This is a genomic window from Euzebya tangerina (assembly GCF_003074135.1).
Taxonomy (GTDB): Bacteria; Actinomycetota; Nitriliruptoria; order Euzebyales; family Euzebyaceae; genus Euzebya; species Euzebya tangerina.
This window is the reverse complement of sequence record NZ_PPDK01000001.1, coordinates 2665483-2689481: the sequence shown is the minus strand read 5'-3', so window position 1 is coordinate 2689481 and position 23999 is coordinate 2665483. Positions and strand designations below refer to the sequence as shown.

The 23999-nt window shown below is 67.5% G+C and carries 21 protein-coding genes; 14 read left to right on the top strand and 7 right to left on the bottom strand.

Annotated features, from left to right (window positions below):
• Positions 1 to 5: 5 nt before the first annotated feature.
• The 4 genes from C1746_RS12400 to acnA form a co-directional block, all read right to left on the bottom strand.
• Positions 6 to 2114 (bottom strand): beta-propeller domain-containing protein, encoded by a 2109-nt coding sequence (locus C1746_RS12400; RefSeq protein ID WP_116714873.1) that lies wholly within the window; start codon positions 2112 to 2114, stop codon positions 6 to 8.
• Positions 2115 to 2169: 55 nt separating this feature from the next.
• On the bottom strand, positions 2170 to 2853 hold the full coding sequence (locus tag C1746_RS12395) for a haloacid dehalogenase type II (RefSeq protein WP_116714872.1): 684 nt from the start codon (positions 2851 to 2853) through the stop codon (positions 2170 to 2172).
• Positions 2854 to 2925: 72 nt separating this feature from the next.
• Positions 2926 to 3387, bottom strand: coding sequence for a hypothetical protein (locus C1746_RS12390; RefSeq protein ID WP_116714871.1), 462 nt, complete (start codon positions 3385 to 3387; stop codon positions 2926 to 2928).
• 20 nt (positions 3388 to 3407) lie between these two features.
• Entirely contained in the window at positions 3408 to 6179 is a 2772-nt protein-coding gene (gene acnA, locus C1746_RS12385) for an aconitate hydratase (RefSeq protein WP_116714870.1), read from the bottom strand.
• 104 nt (positions 6180 to 6283) lie between these two features.
• Here acnA and C1746_RS12380 point away from each other — a divergent pair, with 104 nt between their 5' ends.
• The 5 genes from C1746_RS12380 (at position 6284) to C1746_RS12360 (ending at position 10258) form a co-directional block, all read left to right on the top strand.
• A complete protein-coding gene (locus C1746_RS12380; RefSeq protein ID WP_116714869.1) occupies positions 6284 to 6613 on the top strand; it encodes a hypothetical protein in 330 nt (109 codons plus the stop codon).
• A complete protein-coding gene (locus tag C1746_RS12375) occupies positions 6610 to 7023 on the top strand; it encodes a PIN domain-containing protein (RefSeq protein WP_116714868.1) in 414 nt (137 codons plus the stop codon). Before C1746_RS12380 ends, C1746_RS12375 begins: the two co-directional genes overlap by 4 nt.
• Positions 7017 to 7325 (top strand): hypothetical protein, encoded by a 309-nt coding sequence (locus C1746_RS12370; RefSeq protein WP_116714867.1) that lies wholly within the window; start codon positions 7017 to 7019, stop codon positions 7323 to 7325. Before C1746_RS12375 ends, C1746_RS12370 begins: the two co-directional genes overlap by 7 nt.
• Before the next feature lie 593 nt (positions 7326 to 7918).
• Positions 7919 to 8443: an endonuclease domain-containing protein gene (locus C1746_RS22055; protein ID WP_162867681.1), complete on the top strand. Its 525-nt coding sequence runs from the start codon at positions 7919 to 7921 to the stop codon at positions 8441 to 8443.
• 216 nt (positions 8444 to 8659) lie between these two features.
• Positions 8660 to 10258, top strand: a complete 1599-nt coding sequence (locus C1746_RS12360; protein WP_116714865.1) for an AMP-binding protein — start codon at positions 8660 to 8662, stop codon at positions 10256 to 10258.
• Positions 10259 to 10394: 136 nt separating this feature from the next.
• On the opposite strand, the gene C1746_RS12355 is transcribed toward C1746_RS12360, so the two are convergent.
• From C1746_RS12355 to C1746_RS12345, 3 genes are all read right to left on the bottom strand, one after another.
• Positions 10395 to 11012 (bottom strand): CAP domain-containing protein, encoded by a 618-nt coding sequence (locus tag C1746_RS12355; protein ID WP_116714864.1) that lies wholly within the window; start codon positions 11010 to 11012, stop codon positions 10395 to 10397.
• A 127-nt stretch (positions 11013 to 11139) separates the two neighbouring features.
• Positions 11140 to 12423: a tyrosine--tRNA ligase gene (gene tyrS, locus C1746_RS12350; protein WP_116714863.1), complete on the bottom strand. Its 1284-nt coding sequence runs from the start codon at positions 12421 to 12423 to the stop codon at positions 11140 to 11142.
• A 53-nt stretch (positions 12424 to 12476) separates the two neighbouring features.
• Positions 12477 to 13349, bottom strand: a complete 873-nt coding sequence (locus tag C1746_RS12345; RefSeq protein ID WP_116715698.1) for a formate/nitrite transporter family protein — start codon at positions 13347 to 13349, stop codon at positions 12477 to 12479.
• Positions 13350 to 13392: 43 nt separating this feature from the next.
• On the opposite strand from C1746_RS12345, the gene C1746_RS12340 reads away from it, so the two are divergent.
• From C1746_RS12340 to galT, 9 genes are all read left to right on the top strand, one after another.
• Positions 13393 to 14799 carry an FAD-binding oxidoreductase gene (locus C1746_RS12340; RefSeq protein WP_116714862.1) on the top strand — a complete coding sequence of 469 codons (1407 nt, stop codon included), beginning with the start codon at positions 13393 to 13395 and terminating at the stop codon, positions 14797 to 14799.
• 139 nt (positions 14800 to 14938) lie between these two features.
• Positions 14939 to 16033, top strand: coding sequence for a LacI family DNA-binding transcriptional regulator (locus tag C1746_RS12335; RefSeq protein ID WP_116714861.1), 1095 nt, complete (start codon positions 14939 to 14941; stop codon positions 16031 to 16033).
• A complete protein-coding gene (locus C1746_RS12330; protein WP_116714860.1) occupies positions 16026 to 17006 on the top strand; it encodes a carbohydrate ABC transporter permease in 981 nt (326 codons plus the stop codon). Before C1746_RS12335 ends, C1746_RS12330 begins: the two co-directional genes overlap by 8 nt.
• Positions 17003 to 17944 carry a carbohydrate ABC transporter permease gene (locus C1746_RS12325; RefSeq protein WP_205711833.1) on the top strand — a complete coding sequence of 314 codons (942 nt, stop codon included), beginning with the start codon at positions 17003 to 17005 and terminating at the stop codon, positions 17942 to 17944. The genes C1746_RS12330 and C1746_RS12325 overlap by 4 nt, the downstream gene beginning before the upstream one ends.
• A 116-nt stretch (positions 17945 to 18060) precedes the next feature.
• Positions 18061 to 19491 (top strand): ABC transporter substrate-binding protein, encoded by a 1431-nt coding sequence (locus tag C1746_RS12320; RefSeq protein WP_162867680.1) that lies wholly within the window; start codon positions 18061 to 18063, stop codon positions 19489 to 19491.
• Positions 19492 to 19596: 105 nt separating this feature from the next.
• The gene (locus C1746_RS12315) at positions 19597 to 21246 is read left to right on the top strand and encodes a CRTAC1 family protein (RefSeq protein WP_162867679.1); all 1650 of its coding nucleotides are present in this window, start codon (positions 19597 to 19599) and stop codon (positions 21244 to 21246) included.
• On the top strand, positions 21243 to 21734 hold the full coding sequence (locus C1746_RS12310; RefSeq protein WP_116714857.1) for a hypothetical protein: 492 nt from the start codon (positions 21243 to 21245) through the stop codon (positions 21732 to 21734). The genes C1746_RS12315 and C1746_RS12310 overlap by 4 nt, the downstream gene beginning before the upstream one ends.
• A 4-nt stretch (positions 21735 to 21738) precedes the next feature.
• The gene (locus C1746_RS12305) at positions 21739 to 22896 is read left to right on the top strand and encodes an ABC transporter ATP-binding protein (protein ID WP_116714856.1); all 1158 of its coding nucleotides are present in this window, start codon (positions 21739 to 21741) and stop codon (positions 22894 to 22896) included.
• A 22-nt stretch (positions 22897 to 22918) separates the two neighbouring features.
• Positions 22919 to 23995, top strand: coding sequence for a galactose-1-phosphate uridylyltransferase (galT, locus tag C1746_RS12300; RefSeq protein WP_116714855.1), 1077 nt, complete (start codon positions 22919 to 22921; stop codon positions 23993 to 23995).
• Positions 23996 to 23999: the final 4 nt, after the last annotated feature.

The following is a 23999-nucleotide window of genomic DNA, read 5'->3' as shown; positions in this document are numbered from 1 at the left end:
GCCGATCAGAGCCGGACTGATCCCAGCGGGTCCAGCGTGCTCAAGTCGAAGCGCTGCAGCTCGTCGAAGCCGAGCGTCCACAGAACATCGCCGATGACGATGGTGCGGAGGACGCCCTGCCCCCACCCGTCGGGGCCAGCGGAGGAGGCAACCCGGCCCGCTTCGGTCAAGGTCCCCTCCCCCACGTCGAGGACCACCGCGCCTTGGAAGAGCGGCCGGTACTCGAAGGGCTCGCCGGACGCCTCCGCCTCCTCCTCGGCCGCGATGATGGTCTCCTCGTCCGGGTACAGCTCGACGGGCAGGATGGCCTGTTCCGTCTCGGGCCAGTAGGTGAAGGCGCGGTGGTCGTACTCGGCCGGCGAGAATCCCTCCCCCTCGAACGTGACCTGGGCGACACGCTGCGGAGAGGCCAGGTCTCGGATGTCGAAGAGGCTCACCTGAAGGCCGAGTGTTCGCCCCGTTTCCTCGTCAGCATCCTGTCCCACGCCGATCAGGTAGCCGTCGCCGACGGGGTGGAGGTAGGTGGAGAAGCCGGGGATCTTCAGCTCGCCGAGGACGGCCGGGGCGGTCGGGTCGCTGGTGTCGATCAGGTAGAGCGGGTCGGTCTGCCGGAAGGTGACGATCGCCGCGAGGTCAGGACCGAGGTAGCGGACGGATTGGATCTGCTCCGTCAGACCGAGGTCGCCGACCCGGCCGATCTCGACCAGGTCGCCCTCGTCCTCGGCGAGGACGATGAGTGAGGAGGATGACACCTCGTCGGAGGCACCGAACCACTGTGGGTTCTCGGTGGTGGCGACCCGGATGACTCCGCCCGTCTCCGAGAGTGCGAACTGACCGATGATCGACCCGTCAACCTCGCCCGAAGCCACGTAGGCCGTGGCCCGCGGATCGGAGATGTCGAAGCTGTGCACAGCGGTCGTGATGCCCTCGTCGGGGGTCGAGGGGTCTTCGATGAACGGGACGGCCCACCGACCCCAGGGTGAAGTTGCCAGGAGCAGCCGGTCGGTGGAGGCGTAGACGGTGTCCCCGGCCGCAACGACGCCGGCCGAGGAGGTCGGCGTCACGGCGCCGTCGGCGCTGGCGTCGAACGTCACGACCGACACCGTGGAGAGGCCCGCGAACGCCGACGGGGCCTGGATGGCGGTGCAGTCGCCCAATCGCGAGACCTCACCGAGTTCGCCGTCGGGCCCGATCTGCTGCAGGTGCGGCACCCAGTCGTCGATGTCGGATGCCGCGACGATCGCCTCGTTGGCGACCCGAGCCTCGTCCTCGGCGGACAGGCCGCCGTCATCTGGCTGGGTGAAGGTGAGCCCCGTGGGATCACTGACCATGACCATCCGCACGGTGTCGTCGATCAGCCGAGCTGCGCGATAGCTGCCCTCGAACCGGACGCCGCCCAGCGGCTCGGGGCTCGATGGGTCCGAGAGGTCATACCGAAGAACGCTGGTCCGCGCGGCTGGGAAGGCCGGCAGGCGGCCGTCCGCGGCCGGCCCGATCATGCCCTCGGCCCCGTCGGAGGTCAGGACCACCAGGACGTCGCCCGACAGCAGCAGTTCGATGTTCCAGATGTTGGCGGGCAGCGAGATCTCGCTGATCGGCGTGTCCGTGCCCGAGTCGGTCGCGCCCGCCGCATCGACGATCTGAACGCGCCCGCTCAGCGCGGTGACGATGACCTCGCCGTCGGTCTTGACGACGTCAGCCTCGTCCACGCCGGCTTCCTGGTTGTTGGTGCCGGAGAAGTCCGGCGCCCCGGTCGAGGCGCCTTGGGCGACGCCGTCGGCCGCCGCGGACTCGGCGGAGTCCGCTGCCATCCCCTCCTCCAGGACCTCGAACCCACCGCCGTGCCCGAAGCCGTAGGGACCCACCAGGTCGACGGCGTTGTCGACGTAGTAGTCCAACAGGGATGCGCAGGAGTCGAACGGCCGCAGCAGCCGGCGGGCCTCACGGTCGTCCGCCGGATCATCAGCCGGCACCTGCTCTTCACCCGGCGGGCCTGACTGGATTGCGTCCGACTGGCTGGCACCCAGCTCGTCGTCGTCCGGCTCGGCGGATGTGCACGCTGAGAGCACCAATGCGAGGGCCAAGAGCAGCGCTGCGGCGTATCGAGTGGTCATGTCTGGTTCGACGCCGGGGCTCCCGCCGGGGTTCCGCCCGAACCAGGGGCGCGGGTCAGCCGGTGCAGCCCTTGTCGATCAGCGTGCGCGCCAGGGAGATCATGTCGTCCTCCCGGTAGGTGGGGGCCGGCAGCGCGGGGTTGTAGCCCTGGCCCTCGCGACGGACGAAGGCGGCCTTCCAGCCGGCGGCCATGGCACCGGCGCAGTCCCAGTCGTGGGCCGCGACGAGCGTGACGTCGGACGGCTCCGCCCCCAACTCTGCGGCGCAGTGGTTGTACACCGCGATGTCGGGCTTGAACTTGCGGACGGCCTCCACACTGATGATCTGCTCGAAGTAGCTGTCGATCCCGGCCGACTTGATCTGGGCCTCGGCGGTGGACTGACCGGAGTTGGTGAGCGCAACCAGCGTGGAGCCCGTGTCCTTCAGGATTCGCAGCCCGCCGACCACGTCGTCGTGGGCCGGCAACTCGCGCATGGTGCCGACGATGTCCTCAGCTTGCGCGGGAGAGAAGTCGTCGAAGTACATCCGGTCGGCCAGGTCGACCAGCACCTGCTTGCCGATGACGCCGAAGTCGTCCCACAGGCCCAGTTGGGTCATGACGCTCGAGGTGTGCAGGAGCCGGGCGAACCACAGACGCCGCATCTCATCGCCCTGCTCGTCGAAGGCGGCGTCGAACTTGGACTCGAGCCCTGACAGGTCCAGGAGGGTCTCATTGACGTCGAACACGATCACGCTCATAGGCCCCGATGATACTGCTGGCGTGACGCGTTCGGTAACCCGCCGACCGGTCGTGGCCGGGGCCGTTTCAGCTCAACGACGAGTGGCGGCGGCCCGTCCGGCCTCGACCACCGCGGCGACGGCCAAGCCGCCTGCGAAGGTCCACCAGCTGCGAAGCCAGGAGACGTCGAAGGCCAGGTAGAACAGGGCGCCCCCACTGGCGATCGCCAGAGCCCCGCCGCGCACGACGGCGGCCTGCCTGTTGGCCGGCTCGAGCACAGCCGCGAGTAGGAGCCCGAGGCCCACGGCGATCATGAAGACGGGGGCCTCGCGAGATGGCAGCGGCCCCTCCCGGACCAGCAGCACGGCGATCCCCCATGCCGTGATGACGATCCCGGACGTCCAGGGTCGCGGCTTGGGACCGACTGCGACGGCGACGAGCGCCGTGACGCCGACGTACAGCGGGGTGATGTTGAAGGTGACGCCGTCGAGTCGGAGGTAGGCCAGACCGGCGGCAGCGATCAGGAGGACAAGCGGAACGGCGTACTTCGTCATGAGTGGTGGAGGGGCACGGCCTACGTGGAGGAGAGGTCCCGCAGCACGTAGTGCAGGATGCCGCCGTGCCGGTAGTAGGCCTGTTCGTTGGGGGTGTCCAGCCGCACGTCGACCATGAACTCCTTGTCCCCGGCCGTGACGGTGACCTCCCTCGGCACCTTGCCGTCCTCGCCGCCGGCAATTCCGGTGATGGAGAACTCCTCCTCGCCGGTCAGACCCAACGAGTCCTGGGTGTCGCCGTCCTTGAACTGCAAGGGCAGGACACCCATGCCGATCAGATTCGAGCGGTGGATGCGCTCGTAGGACTTGGCGATGACCGCCTTGACGCCGAGCAGGATCGTGCCCTTTGCGGCCCAGTCACGACTGGAGCCGTTCCCGTACGCCGTGCCCGCCAGCACCACCAGCGGCGTGCCCTCCTCCACGTACTCCATCGCCGCCTCGTAGATCGAGGTGACCTCTCCGTCCTTGGTGGTGAAGCCGCCCTCGGTGCCCGGGGCGAGCTGGTTGCGAAGACGGATGTTGCCGAACGTCCCGCGCATCATGACCTCGTGGTTCCCGCGACGCGAGCCGAAGGAGTTGAAGTCACGAGGCTCAACACCCTTGTCCTGCAGGTAGTGACCGGCCGGCGAGTCGGCCTTGATCGCTCCCGCGGGCGAGATGTGGTCGGTGGTGACGGCATCACCCAGCTTGACCAGCACCTTGGCGCCGGTGATGTCGCTCAGCTGCCCCGGCTCGGCACCCATCCCGTCGAAGAACGTGGGCTTCTGGATGTAGGTCGACTCGTCGGACCACTCGAACCGCGAGCCGCCACTGACGGGGACGTTCTGCCAGCGCTCGTCGCCGGTGAAGACGTCGGCGTAGCGGTCGACGAACTGTTCACGCCTGACGGAGTCGTCGACCACGTCGGCGATCTGGGCGTTGGTCGGCCAGATGTCGGCCATCATCACGTCATTGCCGTCGGCGTCGGTCCCGAGGGGCTCGTTGTACAGGTCGATGTCCATGGTCCCGGCGATCGCGTAGGCGACCACCAGCGGCGGCGACATGAGGTAGTTCAGCTTGACGTCCGGACCGATGCGGCCTTCGAAGTTCCGGTTGCCGGACAGGACGCTGACGGCTGCCAGGCCCTCGTCGTTGATGGCCTTGCTGATGGCCGGAGGCAGCGGACCGGAGTTGCCGATGCAGGTCGTGCAGCCGTACCCCACGAGTGAGAAGCCCAGCTTCTCGAGGTAGGGCATGAGTCCCGCACGTTCGTAGTAGTCGGTGACGACCTTGGAGCCGGGGGCCAGGGAGGTCTTCACCCATGGCTTGCGAGTCAGGCCCTTGTCGACGGCGTTCTTGGCCAGCAGGCCGGCGCCGATCATCACCGATGGGTTGGAGGTGTTGGTGCAGGACGTGATGGCCGCGATCACCACGTCGCCGTGGTCGAGGATGAACGACTCGCCGTTGTCCATGTCGACCGGCGTGGGCTTGCTCAACCGGTCGGGCATGCCGTCGGAGGTCGAGACGTGCTCCGGCGGGCGGCGGTTCTGCTGACCACCGGGAGTTGGGGGGTCGGAGGCGGGGAAGCTCTCGAGGCCCGCCTCGTTGGCGCGGCTCTTGACGTCACCGGTCCAACGAGTGATGACCTCGCGCATGCCGCGCTTGGCGTCAGTCAGCGCGACTCGGTCTTCGGGGCGAATCGGACCCGCGAGCGACGGGACGACGGTCGCCAGGTCAAGGGTGAGCGTGTCGGTGTAGTTCGGGCGGTTGGAGGGGTCGTGCCACAGACCCTGCTCCTTGGCGTAGGCCTCCGTCAGCGCGATCTGCTCATCGCTGCGACCGGTGAAGGCCATGTAGTCCAAGGTCCGCTGGTCGACGGGGAAGATCGAGATGGTGGAGCCGAACTCCGGGCTCATGTTCCCGAGCGTCGCCCGATCCGGGATCGGCAGGCTGCCGACGCCCTCGCCGAAGAACTCGACGAACTTGCCGACGACCCCCTTCTCGCGGAGCATCTCGGTGACCGTCAGGACCATATCCGTGGCGGTCGCACCCTCGACGAGCTCGCCGGTCAACTCGAAGCCGACGACCTGGGGGATCAGCATGGAGATGGGCTGACCGAGCATGGCCGCCTCGGCCTCGATCCCGCCAACGCCCCAGCCCACGACGCCGAGTCCGTTGATCATCGGCGTGTGGCTGTCGGTGCCGACCAGGGAGTCGGGGTAGGCCTCGCCGGTCTCGGAGTTGGCGAACACGACCTGCCCGAGGTACTCCAGGTTGACCTGGTGCACGATGCCGGTGTTCGGGGGGACGACCCGGAAGTTGTCGAACGCCGTCTGTCCCCAGCGGAGGAACTGGTAGCGCTCGTAGTTGCGCTCGAACTCGATCTCGGCGTTGCGCTGGAAGGCGTCGGGGACGGCGAAGGTGTCCACCTGGATGGAGTGATCGATGACGAGGTCGACGGGCACCCGTGGGTTGATGACGTCGGGGTTGCCGCCGAGGTCGGCGACCGCATCACGCATGACGGCGAGGTCCACGATGGCCGGCACACCCGTGAAGTCCTGCAGCAGCACACGAGCCGGCGTGAACAGGATCTCCTCGTCGGGCTCCTTGCTGGGGTCGTAGGCCGCGACGGCGCGGATGTCGTCGGCGGTGATGTTCTCGCCGTCCTCGTTGCGCAGCAGGTTCTCCAGCAGGACGCGGATGGAGTACGGCAGCGAGGGGAGGTCGGCTCCGGTGGCATCCAGTCCGTAGATCTCGTACGCACGGTCGCCGACGGTCAGGGTGCGTCGGGCGTCGAATGAATTGCTGCTCACGGGGGCTCCTCGTCTTGCGGGTGGCGGGGGTGGCCGGTTCGGGTGACGGGCCCGGATACTAGCCCTACCCACATCCTTATCGTATATGCCATACGATACATGAGGTGACTGCTGATGACGCCCTGTTCTCCCGCTTGGTGGAGGCGCTCGAGCGAACTCGGTCCGGCGCCGCGACCAAGCCCGTGTCGGTGACCCTTCCGGCGCCGCTGGCCGAGGCGTTCCGCCTGCTGGCCGATGAGGGCATGATCGACTCGGTGTCGGTTGCGGCTTCCCGAGCCCTCGAGGACGTGCTGCAGGCGGTGGTGATCGGGATGCGTGTGAACCAGATCAGCGACCGCGATCCCCAGGCGACCCCGACCCAGGCTGAGGTTGCTGCGCTCGAGCGCCAGATCGAGTCGGCAACGGTCGGGCGCGAGCTCGAGTCGGGCTCGTGACCATCACCACGGTCCTGGACGGGGCCGGCCTGTTGGCGTGGGCACGACCCATCCCGCCACGACCGGTGGTGACGTTGATGGAGTTGATCAGGCGGCGCGGGGCCGGCCGCGTGATCGTGCCGTCGGTCGTGGTGGTGGAGGCGCTGCGGAGCGGCCGGCACTCCGGCGACGTGGAGGCCACCCTGCGCCGCGTGAGGGTGGAGACGTCGCTGTCCCTGGACGATGCTCGGCGAGCTGCCGGCCTTCGAGGTGACCTGACGGTCTCAGCGGCGGACGCGGTTGTCGCCGAGACGGTGGTGCGTCACCATGCGGACGTGGTTGTGACGTCGGACCCGGACGACCTCGGTGCCCTCTTCGGGCGAGCCGGCATCTCACCCCACATCATCGTCGTCGGAACCGGTGCGTGGTGAAGCGGACCAGGGCTGCCGGGTCGGATGCGTTCCACCGGGTCGTCGAGGGGGCACTGGCGGAGGAACGAGCCAACGCCCTAGGGCGGGCCGGCCGACGTCTGGACGAGGCGATCGACACCCATCGGCTGCTGGTGGAGGTGGGGGTGGCGACGGAATCGCAGATCGCCGTGGCCTTGGATGCCGTGGCCCACGAGGCTTGGAAGCTGGTGGTGCAGCGGGAGTGCGCGGGCTTCCGGAGCAATGCCGTCGACTGGGTGCGGACCAACTACGACATCCCGGCCGCCGCCCTCCGTCGCCTCTAGCCGATCAGCCTCGAGGCGGCCCGGGTGAGCCGATGTGGGCACGCATGCGTGACTTTGCCCGTTCAGGCGGGGTCAAGTCACGCATGCGTCGGCGCAACCGCACCGACGCGGGCCTCTGGCCCGGATGTGGACCCGGCTGGCTCCGGTGATCTGGGGCACGGGGGTGGACCTCGGTCAGCTGAGGTTATCCACAGCCCCCGTTCGACAGCTCGCCAGCGCGGCCCGACGCTTCCCACATGCAACACATCGAAGGTATGACGACGCGGCTGATGCTCCGCGACAGCGGGCTGACCGACCACCAGATCGATCAACGTCTGGCCTGGGGCGATCTTCGTGTAGCGCATCGGGGGGTCTACCGCCTTCGGGGTGTCGCCGATGACCGGCGACATGCGGTTCTGGCCGCCCTGCTCTTCGTGGGCGCGCCCGTGGCCGTGACCGATCGCGACGCCCTCTGGCTTTCTGGGCGGACCACGGAACCGAGCGGCCCGGTGGACCTCCTGGTCCCCCACCCACGCAACCCGGTGAAACCGAAGGGCGTTCGCCTACGGTCATCGACCCGGTTCGAGCATTGCGGCCTGAGACGGGAAGGAATCATGCCTCTGGTGTCCGCGAGTTGGGCGATCAGCGACGCAGCCAAGACGTCGTCCGGAAAGTCGTTCGCTCAACTGACAGCCAGGGGCATCGGCGAACGATGGATCACTTTGGACGGCTTACGACGCGTGGTCGAGATCAGGTCGGTGTTCCCGGCATCAGGCAAGCTCCGGCGGCTTCTCGACGAGTTGGACGAGGATCTTGCCTACTCCGGCACCGAACGCCGCGTCGCCATCGCGTGCAGAGCTGCCGGAATCCCCGTGCGCCTCAACCAGCCCATCGTGGGGCCAGCCGGCAAGCCCGTGGCGCAGGTGGACCTCTGCGTCGACGACAGCCGATTGATCGTCGAGATCGACGGACCACACCACTGGCTTCCGGAGGTCGCGGCGGCCGATCGGGTCCGGGACCGACGGTTGCGCTCTCTGGGCTGGACGGTCATCCGGTTCTCCGTCTACGAAGTGGACGAGAACCTGCGAGCCGTCGTCGATGAGATCGCCCGTGTCCATCGGCAGCAACAGGCGGCGTGAGCCCGTCGCCTGTGTGCACCTCGCGATGCGAGCACGCATGCGTGACGTTGCCCGCTCAGACGGGGTCAACTCACGCATGCGTCGACGCAGCCACTGTCCGAACCAGATCCGAACAACGCCCGACCGGACGCCTGCCGCCGGCCGACCCGCACCGCTGGTGGACCGCCAGAACAGCCCGATTTCACCAATCCAGCCCCACCTGCGAAGCTGACCCACGTGTTCGGACTGCCCACCCTGTCCCCTCGCGACCTCGGCGCCGGCGTGACGGCGTTGGTCCGCGCTGGCGTCATCCGGCCCCTCCTCCCGACGCCGTCCCTGATCGGTCTCGCCCTCGAGTTTCCCCTCGTCCGACCGAACCTGGGCTTCGCCATCGCCTTCCAGGCCGTCACCCAGCCCGCCGAGGTCGCCGTCGTCGACGATGACGGATTGCTGACCTGGCGCGAGCTCGACCTGCGGGTCACCCGGCTCTCCAACGTCCTGCTGGATCACGGCGCTGCCGGTGGCTGCGCCGCCTTCATGCTGCGCAACGGCCGCGCCGCGATCGAGGCCTACGCCGCGGGAGGTCGCTCCGGTCTGGCTCCCGTCCCGCTCAACACCTGGGCCACCGCATCCGAGATCGCCCGCATCCTGCACATGCAGCGTCCTGCCGTCCTGATCGTCGACCTCGAGTTCGCCGAGCTCGCCCGCACGGCCGTGGCGGACCTGGACGAGCCGCCCGCGATCATCACCGTCGGGGAGCGCGGCACGTACGAGACGGTCCTCGCGGCCGCCTCCTCCAACGCGCCCTTCAGCCGCGGCACGGGCAAGGTCGTCATCCACACCTCCGGGACCACCGGCGCGCCGAAGGGAGCGGAGCGGACCGTCGGCTCGTCACAGCTCGGTGCGCTGCTCGGGTTCGTGTCCAAGATCCCCCTCCGTCGAGCGGACAAGCTGCTGGTGGCACCGCCGCTGTTCCACGCCTTCGCCAGCGGGGCCGTCGGCGCGGCCTGCCTGATCGGCACGACGATCGTGCTCAGCCGGAGCTTCGATCCGGCGTCATTCGAGGCCGACGTCCGTCGCCACGAGATCACCGCAGCGGCACTCGTCCCCGTCATGGTCAGGCGCGTCCTGCAGCACGATCCGCCCGCCCCATCGAGTGGCCTGCGACTGCTGCTGACCAGCGGGTCGGCTTTCTCCGAGGGGCTCCGGGATGCGGCGCAGGCCCGCTGGGGCGAGATCACCTACGACCTGTACGGGTCCACCGAGGCGGGCTGGGTGTCGATCTCCACGCCGGAGGACTTCGCCACCCGTCGCGGAACGGTCGGCAAGCCGGGCTTCGGCATCAGGGTCCGCGTGGCTGACAGCAACGGCACGCCGCTGCCGCCCGGGGAGATCGGCGCGCTGGAGGTGCAGACCGGCATGGAGTTCAGCGGCTACACCGGGTCCGATGGCCATCGGGGCGCGTGGCAGATCGGCGACCTCGGCTACCTGGACGACGACGGGTACCTCTACGTGACCGGCCGTCGGGACGAGATGGTCATCTCTGGTGGGGAGAACATCTACCCCAGTGAGGTGGAGGGGATGCTCGACACCCATCCCGACGTCATCGAGAGCGCGGTCATCGGCGTTGACGACGAGGAGTACGGCCAGGTGCTCTGGGCCTACGTCGCCGGCGACCTCGACACCGACACCTTGGCCCCGTGGCTGCGAGATCGCTTGTCCCGGTACAAGGTCCCGAAGCGCTTCATCCACCTCGACGAGCTGCCGCGCAACGCCACGGGCAAGCTCCTCAAGCGCAAGCTGCGACAGGCTGAACACCCGTCCTGCCAGACCTGACCTCCGGTCATTTCACCGGCAGTCATGACACCGGTGATCATGACAACAGCCCGCGTGCGGGTGGGGCACGCGGGCTGCTGGCTTGGTCTGGCTCCGGTCCTGCCGGGCCGTTGGATCATCGGCGGGGACGAGGCCCCTAACCGCGGATGAAGTGGGTCCGCTCGACGTCGTCTTCCTGGGGCCGCTGGGTCTCGAAGTCGGGCTCGGGCTCCGGCTCGGGAGTCGGCTCGGGGGTGGGCTCCTCGACGGGCTCCTCCTCGACCGGCTCCTCCGGGGTCTCCGACGGGGTCGGGCCATCGAGGAAGTTCAGGGTCACCCACAGCGCACCGTCGTCATCGAAGGCGACGCCGACGGCCATCTGGTTGTACTCGCCGGTGATGTTTGCGAAGTGACCGGGGGAGTCCACGAAGGCCTGGTGCAGCCGCTCGACGGCACCCAACAGGTCCTGGGCGGAGCTGGTGTAGCCGACGTTCTCCCCCATCCGACGCCACTCACCCTCGTACTGCTGGCTGTAGCTGGGGTTGTGGGCGAGTTGACCGGAGGCCACCAGCTCCTCCGTCCAGCCACGAGCAACCTCGCGGAGCAGCAGGTTGTTGGCCAGCGGGGCCAGGCCCTGCTCAGCGCGGGTCTCGTTCGTCGCGTCGATGAAGGCTTGCTCGGCCTCCTCCTCGAACTCGGTCTGGGCCGAGACGCCCGTTGCCGGGAGGATCATGAGGACGGAGAGGACCAGTGCGAGTACCAAGCGGGTGTTCATACTCTGTGTTAACGGCCTAACACAGTGTGATCTTTACCCTCCGCTACCCGATCCGGCAAAAGACTACAGGCCGTTATCCGGTCTGAAGGCAGCTCAGAGGTGCCTACCGATGGCCCTCCGCCACTGCCTAGCTGACTCGGCCGACGAAGTACCGCTTCTTGCCGACGCGAAGGACCAACGTGTGCTCTGTGGCGAAGTCTTCCTCGGAGAGCGCTCGGAGCGCGTCGGTGACCCGGACGTTGTTCATCCGGACCCCGCCCTGCTCGACCAGCCGACGCGCCTCACTTCCCGACGCGGCCGCACCGGAGGTGGTCAGGACCTCGAGCACCGAGACGGCCCCACTGGTCCGGGCATCCGCGGGTAGTTCGAAGGAGTCCGCACCCTCGAACGCCTCGCGCAGCACGCCATCGCTGAGGCCCGTGAAGGGTTCGTTGCCGAAGAGCACGTCAGTCGCCCGAATGGCCTCCTCCACCCCGTCGTCGCCGTGCACGATCCGTGTGGCCTCGGACGCCAGGAGTCGTTGAGCGGCGCGCTGGTGGGGCGCCTCGGCGTGGGCGGCGAGCACGTCGTCGATCTCGGAGGGTGAGAGGAAGGTGAAGAGCAACAGGTACCGCTCGACGTCCTCGTCCGCGGCGTTGATCCAGTACTGGTAGTAGGCGTACGGCGAGGTCAGCGCCGCGTCGAGCCACACCGCGTTGCCAGCCGACTTCCCGAACTTCGCCCCGCTCGCCGTGGTCAGCAGGGGCCAGGTGAGTCCGAACGCCTGGGCACCGTGCAATCGCCGCACCATCTCCGTCCCGGCCACGATGTTGCCCCACTGGTCCGACCCGCCCAACTGCAGCGTGCACCCCTCGGCCTCGTGCAGGTGGGCGAAGTCGTAGGCCTGGAGCAACTGGTAGGTGAACTCGGTGAAGGAGATGCCCTGGTCGCGCTCCTCCAGCCGCCGCTTGACCGACTCGCGGGCAACCATCTGGTTGACGCTGGCGTGTTTGCCGACGTCGCGGAGGAAGTCCATCAAGGAGAGCTGGCCCAACCAGTCGTGGTTGTCGACCAGCAGACCTCCCTGCTCGAGGTCGATGAACTGGGATGCCTGCCGCCTGATTCCGGCCAGGTTGTGCTCCAGAGCCTCCTCGTCGAGCAGCTGCCGCTCGTCGTCACGCCCCGACGGGTCGCCGATGCGTCCGGTCCCCCCGCCCGCCAGCGCGATCGGACGGTGCCCCATCCGCTGCAGCCAGGCCATGGCCATCAGCCCGATGAGATTGCCGAGGTGCAACGACGGAGCAGTCGGGTCCATCCCGTAGTAGAAGGTGACCGACCCGGCGTCGAAGGCGGCCCGCAGGCCTTCCTCGTCGGTCACGTCCTGCACGAAGCCTCGGCGTCGCAGGACGTCCACGGGATTGTTCGCTGCCATGACGCGCGACGGTACCCCGACCGTCCGCCGCGGTCAGTCCGCCGGCCGCCGGATCAGTCCCGCCGACTAGTCGGGCGCATGGGGGTGCGCTGCCGCCGACGTATGTGGGAAGGTCCGACCTGCACCAGTCGGAGGACGGTGACGAGCACGAGACCCCCGACCATGTTGCCGAACGCGGCCAGGGATGACAGCTGCAGCCAGTCCGCGTAGCCGTACTCCGTGCCCCCGATGAGCAACGCAGCGAAGATCTTGATCGAGATGACCACGACGTGGTTGAGCTGCGCCGCGCCGAGCAGGAAGCCGAATGCGACCACCGCGAGGAGCCGCCCGAACTCGCTGACGGCATTGCGCTCCATCCAGGTCATCAGCGTGATCGCACCCCCGGCCAGCACGGCCAGCACGAAGGACTCCATCGACAGCCCACGACCGATGATCTCCTCCGACGTCTCGAGCGCGGTCGAGCTGAGATCCGGATAGGCGGCCACCAGCAGGAGCGCCACCAGCCAGCCCCCGGCGAGGTTGGTGACGTAGGTCGTGCCCCAGAGACGGCCAAGCTGCCCGACGGTCGCGTTCTTGGTGATCACCGTCGTGACCGGGACCAGGAAGTTCTCGGTGAACAACTCCGAGCGACCGAGGGCCAGCGCCAGGAACCCGATGGTGAAGGCGAGTCCACCCAGGACCTCTGAGCCGGTCTCGTGCTTGACGAAGAGCAGGGCCAAGACGCCGAAGCCGACGTCGATGCCAGCCATGAAGCCGGTGGCGGTCAGGTTCGACCACGACCGGTTGAGGCGCTGGGCGCCGGCTTCGACGCTGCGGTCGAAGCTCTCCGCGATCTCCTCCTCTCCCTCGGCTTGGAGGTGCTCTCCAACCTCGGGCGTGTCGTCCGATGTGTCGGACTGCTGCTCACGGCTGGTGGGGCTTGGCATGCTCCACGACATACCCCACGCAGTTCCCTTCTACGCTGCACCCATGACCCGAGTGTCGCCCCCCGTGCCCGCTGGCTCCGCGGCAGCCGTCGATGACCTGACCGCGGTCCTGCCGCGCGGTCGTGTCCTGACCGACCCCGACATCCTCGAGTCCTATCGGATGGATCGAGCGCCAGACCTTCCAGCCGGAACGCCAGCCGCGGTGATCCGTGCCCGGTCGACCAGCGAGGTCCAGACCGTGATGCGGACCGCGTCCCGACGGTCGGTGCCGGTGGTGCCCCGTGGTGCCGGAGCCGGACTGCACGGCGGCGCGAACGCCATCGACGGTGGCCTGATCCTGTCGCTGGAGCACATGCGGTCGGTGGTCGACCTCGACCCGGTCGACCGCCTGTGCGTGGTGGAGCCGGGGATCATGAACCTGGCGCTCAAGCACCAACTGGCCGAGGACGGCTTCTGGTATCCGCCGGACCCGGCCTCGATGGCCTTCTGCTCCATCGGCGGCAACATCGCCACCAACGCCGGAGGTCTGTGCTGCGTGAAGTACGGCGTCACCCGTGACTGGGTCGCGAGCCTCGAGGTCGTGATGGCGGACGGGACCCTCATCTCCACCGGCGCCCGGACCATCAAGAGCGTCGCGGGCTACGACCTCACCTCCCTGCTCGTCGGCAGCGAAGGGACGCTCGGCGTCGTGACGCAGGCCACCCTCCGGATCTGCCCCAGACCACCGGCCGCGTCGACCCTCGTCGCGTTCTTCGACGACATCGCGGACGCCGGACGGGCGGTTGGAGCAGTCTGCCAGGGAGCCGTTCCCTCCCTGCTCGAGATCATGGACAAGGCCACCATCGGAGCGGTGGAGGCCTGGCAACGCATGGACCTCGACACCGATGCGGCGGCGCTGCTGCTGATCCAGACCGACCTGGACTTCCCGGCCCGGGCCGACCACATCGCCGCGATCGAGAAGGCGTGCGAGACCCACGGGGCAAGTTACGTCGCCCGAACGGACGAGCCCGACGAAGGTGAGGCACTGCTCCAGGCGCGACGCATGGCCCTGCCGGCGATCGAGCAGCGCGGGGTGGCACTGCTGGAGGACGTGGGAGTCACCCGTTCGCGGGTGCCGGAGCTCATCAGTCGCACGGAGGCCGTCGCCCGGCGGCGAGGCGTCGACATCTACAGCTACGGCCACGCCGGCGACGGCAACATGCACCCGACCTTGTGCTGGAGCGCGAACGATGCCGACGAGAAGGGACGGGCGATGGCCGCCTTCGACGACATCCTGGACGCGGCACTCGATCTGGGCGGCACCATCACCGGTGAGCATGGCGTCGGGGTTCTGAAGGACTCCTGGCTCGAGCGCGAGGTCGGCGGCGCATCGATTCAGATCCAGCAGCGCATCAAGGACGCACTGGACCCCGACGGCATCCTGAACCCAGGGAAGATGGCGTTGCGGTAGGCCGTCCGGAACCCAGGGAATTCTTGATTAAGCCTTGACACGCCGAGGCTGAACGGTCTACAACCAACGTCAACGTTGACGTCAACGTTGACGTAACAGAACCGCCTCTCCGGTGATCGAGACGCGAAGGAGCCGCCAGATGCCACGGAACACCACGCTGCATGACGTGGCGGCAGCTGTCGGCGTCTCTGCGCGCACCGTGTCCCGCGCCGTCAACGGCGAACCGGGCCTGTCGGACGCAACCCGCAAGCGGGTGCTCGAGACCGTCGAGAGGATGAACTACCAGACCAACATGCTGGCCCGGGGCCTGCGAGCGAACCGGAGCAACACGATCGGTCTGATCGTCACCGACTTGACAGATCCCTTCTTCCCCGCCCTCGCGCAGAGCGTGCAACAGACCGCCAGCAAGTCCGGGCACACGCTGATCCTGGCGTCGACGCAGAAGGCAGCTGAGACCGAGAGCCAGATCCTGGCCTCGTTCCGGGCCCGAGGCGTGGACGGGACGATCATGTTCGCGGCTGACGGACAGCGGCGTGACGTCCTGCAGCATGCCAGAGAGGGCTTGCCGATGGTGCTGATCGACGATCAGGACGGCCCCGCGGAGAATCTCACGTCCATCCGCAACGACCTCGAGGGTGGGGCTCGAGCGGCCGTGCGCCACCTCCTCGAGGAGGGACATCGCGCCATCGCGATGATCTCCAACGTCCAGTCGCCTGAGCGCAGCCGCGGCCGCGACCGGGGCTACGCCGAAGAGATGCGGTTGGCCGGCCTGGGCGACCGCACCCGCATCGTCTACGAGGAAGCGACCGTGGACGGCGGCGCGGCCGGCATGGCGGCACTGCTATCCAGTCCGCCACGGCCGACCGGCGTCTTCGCCTACAACGACCTCATGGCCATCGGCGCGATGCGGGCCGCCCAGGCCGCGGGTCTGGTGGTCCCCGACGACCTGGCGATCGTCGGGTTCGATGACATCCGCATGGCAAGCCTGGTCAGCCCCATGCTCAGCACGGTGCGAATCGACCGGGAGCGCCTGGGTCAGACCGCCGTGGCTCGGCTTCTCGAACTCATCGAGCGGCGGGCCGGGAGCGGCGCCGAGGAGCCACCAAGCGCCACGGTTCCGGTCCTCGGCTGTGACCTCATCGTCCGCGAGTCGTCTCGCCGAGCCCACAGCGTCCCAACCGCCAGCCATGACGAGACCCGCCAGGAGCCAGACGTGGAGGCCACCCATGAGTAGCACTGCCCCACCCGCCAGCGAGGAGGCCGCCATCGCGGCCAATCCCCAGAAACCCAAGCAGAGCCTGTTCAGGGCGACGCAGGGCGATGCCGGGTGGCGGGTGGCGTTCTGGTTCCTGCTTCCCAGCCTGATCGGGTTCCTGACGTTCTTCCTGATCCCCGGGCTGCGTGGGCTCTACATCGCGTTCACGGACTGGAACCTGATCGCGAACTCGGGCTCCTTCATCGGCCTGGACAACTTCGAGCGGCTGTTGAACGACGACCCGCAGTTCTGGAACTCGATGCGGGTCACCGCCTGGTACGTGTTCCTCAACATCGTGAGCCAGACCATCCTGTCGGTCACGATCGCGGTGATGATGGACCGGCTGACGAACTCCATCTTCGTCCGCGGCGTCATGCTCCTCCCCTACCTGATGCCCAACGTCATCGTCGCCCTGCTGTGGCTGTGGATGCTCGACGGGAACCTCGGGGTCGTCAACGACTTCCTCGGCTTCTTCGGCATCGGCCCGGTGAACTTCTTCACCGACACCACCAACGTCATCCCGACGATCGCCGGGATCAACACCTGGCGACACATGGGCTACACCGCACTGCTCATCTTCGCCGGTCTCCAGACGATCCCGAAGGGCTTGTACGAGGCCGGCGCCCTGGACGGGTCGACGGAAGCCCAGATGTTCCGCAGCATCACGATCCCGCTGCTCCGACCGGTGCTGGCCCTCGTGCTGGTCCTCACCATCGTCGGGTCCTTCCAGGTCTTCGACACGGTCCAGGTCGCGACCGGTGGCCTGAGCGGTCAACCCGGTGGCCCGGCCAACGCGTCGCGGGTCATCTACCTCTACATCTTCCAGAACGCCTTCAACTTCAACGACATGGGATACGCCGCCGCCATCTCGGTGGTGCTGGTGATCCTGCTGCTGGTCGTGACCGTGATCCAGATGCGCCTGCTGCGCGCAGGGGAGAGTGACCTCGCATGAGCACCGACACCACGCCGAAGGCGGCTGGCAAGTTGGAGGGCGCGGCCGGTGACGACTCCCCGGCGCCAGCTGCCCGAGTCGGCCGAGTGGCCGCCTGGACGTTCCTGATCTTCATCATCGTGATCAGCATCTTCCCGTTCTACTGGGCCCTGCGGACGGGCCTGTCCAACAACGGTGTGCTGCTGTCCGGCGACGGGAGCTTCCTGCCACCCGATGCGTCGCTGATCAACTTCCAGCGCGTCCTGGGGTTGCTGTCCGCCGAGGAAGCCGCGGAGTTCCGTGGCACCGGGTCGTTCGACTTCGGTCGCGCCCTGCGCAACTCGATCATCATCGCGACCTGCGTCACCTTCTTCCAGGTTGCCTTCAGCGCCATGGCCGCCTACGCGTTCGCACGGCTGAAGTTCACGGGTCGGGACAAGCTGTTCAACCTCTACCTGGCGGGGTTGATGGTCCCACCGATCTTCGTCCTGATCCCCAACGTCATTCTGATCCGCGACCTGAACCTGCTCAACACGCTGCCGGGTGTGATGGCGCCGTTCCTGCTGATGACACCGTTTGCGGTGTTCTTCCTCCGTCAGTTCTTCCTCGGGATCAATCGCTCGATCGAGGAGGCCGCGCTGCTCGACGGTGCCGGTCATGGCCGGACGTTCTTCGAGATCATCCTGCCGATGGCCGCGCCGCAGATCACGACGCTCGCCGTCCTCACCTACGTGCAGTCGTGGAACGAGTACCTGTGGCCCCTGGTGGTCGCCGGTGATCCCGAGGTCCAGCCCCTCACCGTGGCGCTCGGGGTCTTCACCACGCAACAGCCGGGGACCTCTCCCGACTGGTCCGCGCTGATGGCCGCGACCCTGCTGGCCGCCCTGCCCGTCCTCATCCTGTTCGCCTTCACCGCTCGTCGGTTGGTGGACTCCATCCAGTTCTCCGGCATCAAGTGATCCCGGCAGTCAGCCGGCCGTCGCGGTCGTGACGGCAGACCACACCACACATGCACCGCAAGACCCGATAGACCGTCCCCTCACCTGGGGCCGACCCCGACAAAGGAACGATCCAGATGAATCGCATGAAGTACCTTCGCCTGCTGGCCGTGTTGGCCGTGCTGGCGATGCTCGCGACCGCCTGCAACAGCAGAACGGGCGATGACGCAGACGAGGCAGACGGCGAGGACACCGCGGCGGCGGACAGCGGGGACGACGCCGAAGACGACGGCGGCGACGCTCCGGCCGGAGACGGAGCCACGATCGAGTACTGGCTCTGGGACGCCAACCAGCAGCCCTTCTACGAGGAGTGCGCCACGGCCTTCACCGACGAGACCGGCATCAACATCGAGATCTCCCAGTTCGGCTGGGGTGACTACTGGACCAACCTGACCACGTCGTTCGCCTCCGACACCGCTCCCGATGTCTTCACCAATCACCTGGCCCGCTATCCCGAGCAGGTCGAGTCGGGCGTGCTCCTGCCGCTGAACGACTTCATCGACGGCTCCGACGTCGACACCGAGCAGTACTTCGCGGGTCTTGCCGAGCTGTGGGTCGTCCCCGAGGGAGACCGCTTCGGCCTTCCGAAGGACTTCGACACCGTCGCGCTGGTGCTGAACACGGACGCTCTCGAGGAGGCTGGCCTGTCGACTGAGGACGCCGCCAACCTGGATTGGAACCCCGACGACGGCGGCTCGTTCGGAGAGTTCATCGCCCAACTGTCCGTCGACGGCAACGGCAACACCGGCACCTCGCCCGACTTCGACCCGTCGAACGTCACCCAGTACGGCTTCGGCATCGAGGGTCCGTTCGGTGCCTTCGGTCAGACCACCTTCTCCGGCTTCGCCGTCTCCAACGGCTACCAGGCCCTGAACGAGAACCCGTTCGGTGACCAGGCCAATTTCGACTCCCCCGAGTTGCACGCGACCATCCAGTGGTTCGCAGACAACATCGAGGCCGGCTTCATCACGCCGATCGAGGACGTCGAGTCCCTGGGCGGTACCACCCTGTTCCAGAACGGCACTGCCGCGACGATGACCAACGGCTCCTGGATGATCAACACCCTGACGGGCGATGAGACCGAGGTGCCCGTCGAGTTCGCTCCCCTGCCCGAGGGACCGACCGGTGAGAGTCGTTCGATGTTCAACGGTCTGGCCGACTCCATCACCCAGTCCGCCGAGGATCCCGAGGCGGCGTGGCAGTGGGTCGAGTATCTGGCCTCGACGGCCTGCCAGGACGTGATCGGTGAAGCCGCCGTCGTCTTCCCGGCCATCCCGTCCTCGGCCGAGATCGCCCAGAACGCTCATGAGAGCAACGGCGTCGACGTCAGCGCGTTCACCTCCTATGTGGAGAACGACACCACGTTCCTGTTCCCGATCACCGATTCTGCGTCGCAGATCGAGGACATCGTCGGCCCGGTCATGCAGCAGATCCTGCGTGGCGAGGTCAGCGCTGCCGACGGTCTGGGCGGCGTCGCCGACCAGGTGAACAGCATCCTCGGCAGCTGACCGTCGCGGCAGACGACGTCCACCCCGACGCGCAACCCAGCAGTCGCCGAGCCACACCAGCCATCACACCAGGGCCACTGATGACACCAGGAAGGAGCGATGAAGATGACCGGCTTGCAGCTGATCTCCCTCCTTGCCCTCATGGTGGTCGCCAGTGCCTGTGGCTCGGCGCATGCGGGTGCAACGCGGGTGGCCGCCCAGGTGGCCACGAACTCACTGGCGCAGTCAGACTGCTCGGGTGAGTTCGTGGCCGCGGATCTCGACCACGTCACCCGTGGCACCGGCGACTCGACCGGGACCTTCGACGGGACCGGCGCCGGCGTGGCCGTGGGCGACCTGGACGGAGATGGCCGTGATGACATCGTCCTGGCCAACCTCTCCGGTCACACCACCATCCAGCACAACAGGGGTGACCTGGAGTTCACCAGCATCCCGCTGCTCGACGCCCGGACGCGACAGCCGGCCATCCTCGATGTCGATGGTGACGGTGACAACGACATCGTCCTGACCACGGGTCTGGGTCGCCCTGTGTTCTTCCGCAACCAGACGGCGACCGTGTCACTCGAGGCCGACGCCTTCTCCCGCGAAGAGCTGCCCGGCGTCGCGGCGGCAACCTACAGCATGGCCTGGGCCGACCTGGGTGGAGATGGGGACCTCGATCTGGTCACCGGCTCCTACAACGCAGAACTCACCTTCAATCAGCGCCATCAGCAACTGCTCGGCTCTGCGGTGGGGGCCGTCCGCCATGAGCGTGGCGGCGAGGAATTCACGGCTGCACCGTTGACGAATCTGGCGCAGGCGCTGGCGGTCCACACCGCCGACATCAACGGCGACGGGCTGACCGACATCCTGGTCGGCAACGACCTCGCCACACCTGATGAGCTGTACGTCGCCACGGAGGACGGCGACTACAGGTTGGAACAGCCCTTCTCCGAGACGTCCTACTCCACCATGAGCCTCGACACGGCCGACGTCGACAACGACGGCGACCTCGAGGTGTTCAGCACCGACATGCATCCCATGGACGACGCTCCGGCAACCCGTGAGGCGTACGCACCGATCGTCGAGGAGATGGCCGCCATGCCGCTGCCGGACGACATCCAACACCCGGTCAACGTCCTGCAGATGGCGGGGGAAGACGGGTTCGATGAGGTGGCTCGGGACGTGGGCATCCATGCGACCGGGTGGTCCTGGTCAGGGGTGTTCGGCGACCTCGACAACGACGGTCTCCAGGACCTCTACGTCGTGAACGGCATGGTGTCCGACGCGCTGTTCGGCGATCGGGACGGCGCCGCTCTCGTCGAACGGAATCAGGCCTTCCGCAGTCACGGCGGCGGGTTCGTGCCGGCGCCCGAGTGGTCACTGGACGACCCAGCACAGGGGCGGGGCCTGGTCATGGCCGACCTCGATCGTGACGGCGACCTCGACATCGTCGTCAACAACCTCCTCGAGCCATCCCGGATCTACGAGAACCAGATCTGCCAGGGGGCCGGCCTGCTGATCGATCTGGAGTGGGTGGACAGCCGCAACACCACCGCCCTGGGCGCAACCATCACCGTCCACGGCGAAGGCGGTGCGTTCACCCGAACCGTGGAGTCATCGCGTGGCTACCTCTCGGGTCCGTCGACCACCGTGCACGTTGGGCTGGGCGATTCCAGCCAACCCGTCGAGATCGAGGTCCGCTGGCCGGACGGCGCCGTGTCGGAGGTCGAGGACGTTCCGGTCGATCACCTGGTGACGGTGACCCGCACATGACACCTGACTCGACCAAGCGCACGCGCCAGGCGAACATCACGGTCGGCGACCAGTACGGCCGCCGCATCGCCGACGTTGGTACCTGGGGACATGTCGTCCAGCACCTGCTGGGCTTCGTCCCCCTGCTGGTGGTCCTGGCCATCACCGGCCGAGCGCTGCTGGTCCCGATTGCGCTGACGATCCCGCTCGGGCCCATGCTGCTCGGCCGACTCTTCGGGACCGACGGTGTGACGACCAGGCACCGCAAGCGGGCAGCGGCTGCGGCAGCCACGATGAGCGTGGCCTACCTCGTCATCTTCGCCGGCCTGTCGTTGGCCGGGACCACACCGTTTCTGCTCATGCTCTTCCCCGTCTTCGGTCTGGCCGTCGCGGTCCTGACCATCGCGTGGGTGAGCCTTGCCCTCTCCGCCGCGTCGCGCGCCAAGCGTGGCTTCCTCATGACCTACCCCTACGTCATTCCGTTCCTACGTCCACTGGAGGGCGAGTAAACCCATGGCAACCGTGACCCTTGACAACATCACCAAGCAGTACCCGAACGGCGCCATCGCCGTCCGCGGGCTGAACCTCGACATCGACGATGGCGAGTTCGTCGTCCTCGTCGGCCCCAGTGGGTGCGGCAAGTCGACGGCGCTGCGCATGGTCGCAGGCCTCGAGGACATCTCCGACGGAACCCTGACCATCGGCGGCAGCGTCGTCAACGACGTCGCTCCTCGGAACCGGGACATCGCCATGGTGTTCCAGAACTACGCCCTGTACCCGCACATGAGCGTGGGCAAGAACATGGCGTATCCGCTGAAGATCGCGGGCATGGGGTCCTCCGAGATCGAGCAGCGGGTCACGAAGGCAGCCGAGACGCTCCAGCTGGGCGAGTTCCTCGACCGCAAGCCCGGTCAGCTCTCCGGTGGTCAGCGCCAGCGCGTGGCGATGGGACGGGCCATCGTCCGCGAGCCGTCGGTGTTCCTCATGGACGAGCCGCTGTCGAACCTGGACGCAAAGCTCAGGGTGTACATGCGCTCCGAGATCGGGCGCATCCACTCCTCCCTCAAGACCACCACGATCTACGTCACCCACGACCAGGTCGAGGCCATGACGATGGGTGACCGGGTCGTCGTGCTGAAGGACGGCCTGCTGCAGCAGTTCGACACGCCCCGGAACCTCTACAACAACCCGGCGAACCTGTTCGTCGCCGGGTTCATCGGCTCACCGGCGATGAACGTCTTCGAGACCACGGTGACGGTCGAGGACGAGCAGGTTCGCTTGAACGTCGGGTCCCAGACCATCACCTCCGATCAGGACCTGTTGAACAAGCGGCCGGAGTTCGCGGCGCACGACGGCCGCCGTCTCATCGCGGGCATTCGGCCGGAGAACCTGCACGACGCCACCCTGCGCAGCGGTGACGAGCCGACGATCACGGGCACGGCCGAACTGGTCGAAGCCCTCGGGTCGGAGGTCATCTGCCACATGGACGTCGGCATCACCGCCGTGGACACCGGCGATCCGGACCGTGAGGACGTCCACGCCGGCCAACCGACGCTGATGATCGGTAGCCTGCACGGCCTATCAACCGTGCAGGCGGGCGACCAGGTCGAGATCGCCGTCGAGATGGACCGGCTGCACTTCTTCGACCCCCAGACAGGCGAGGTCGTGTGACCCCTCCAACACCACAACATCCATGAAGCGCACCCAAGCCGTCATGGCCGATGGCAGGGAGTTGTTCTACTTCGACCGTGACGAGTCCCAGACCCGGACCGCCGTGGACGAGCGAGATCTCCCTGACGTGGCCAGCAGCATCGAACGTCGTCTGGACATCAGCACCGGCGACTGGGTGGCCATCACCGCCCATCGCCAGTCGCGGACGTTCAAGCCGTCGCGAGCCAGTTGCCCGCTGTGCGCCAGCGCGCCCGGGTCGCCCACCGAGATCCCGGAGCCGTACGACGTGGTCGTGTTCGAGAACCGCTTCCCGTCATTCGTGGAGGGGGCCGAGGCGGCGGAGACCGCACCAGACGGTCCCTACGCCGTGCTGCCCGGCAACGGCCGCTGCGAGGTGGTGTGCTTCACCGACGACCACGACACCTCCTTCGGCGAACTGTCCCCGGCCAGCGCGCGACTGGTCATCGACGCCTGGGCCGACCGCACCGCAGACCTCAGTCAGATAGAGACCGTCGAGCACGTGTTCCCGTTCGAGAACCGCGGCGAGGAGATCGGCGTCACCCTCTCCCACCCCCACGGCCAGATCTACGCCTACCCGTTCATCCCGCCGAGGATGGCGGCTCACATGCGGCAAGCACGCGAGCATCACCACCGGACCGGCCGGAACCTCTTCGCCGACATCCTGGCGGGGGAGCTGGCCGATGGACGCCGGATCATCGCGACCAGCGAGTGCTTCACCGCCTTCGTCCCGCATGCCGCCCGGTGGCCGGTGGAGGTGCACCTCTACCCCAACCGCCGGGTGGCCGACTTCACCGGCCTGACCGACGTCGAGCGTGATGACCTGGCCGTCATCTACCTCGATATCCTGGGCCGACTGGACCGCATGTACGACGCGCCGCTGCCCTACATCGCCGGGTGGGTGCAGGCTCCGGTCCGTCGGGATCGCGACCTGGGGTACCTTCACCTCGAGCTCGTCTCGATTCGACGATCCGCGGACAAGCTCAAGTACCTGGCGGGGTCGGAGTCCGCCATGGGGGCCTTCATCAACGACGTCGCACCTGAGGCGGCTGCGGAGCGACTGCGGGAACTGGCGACGTGAGCGG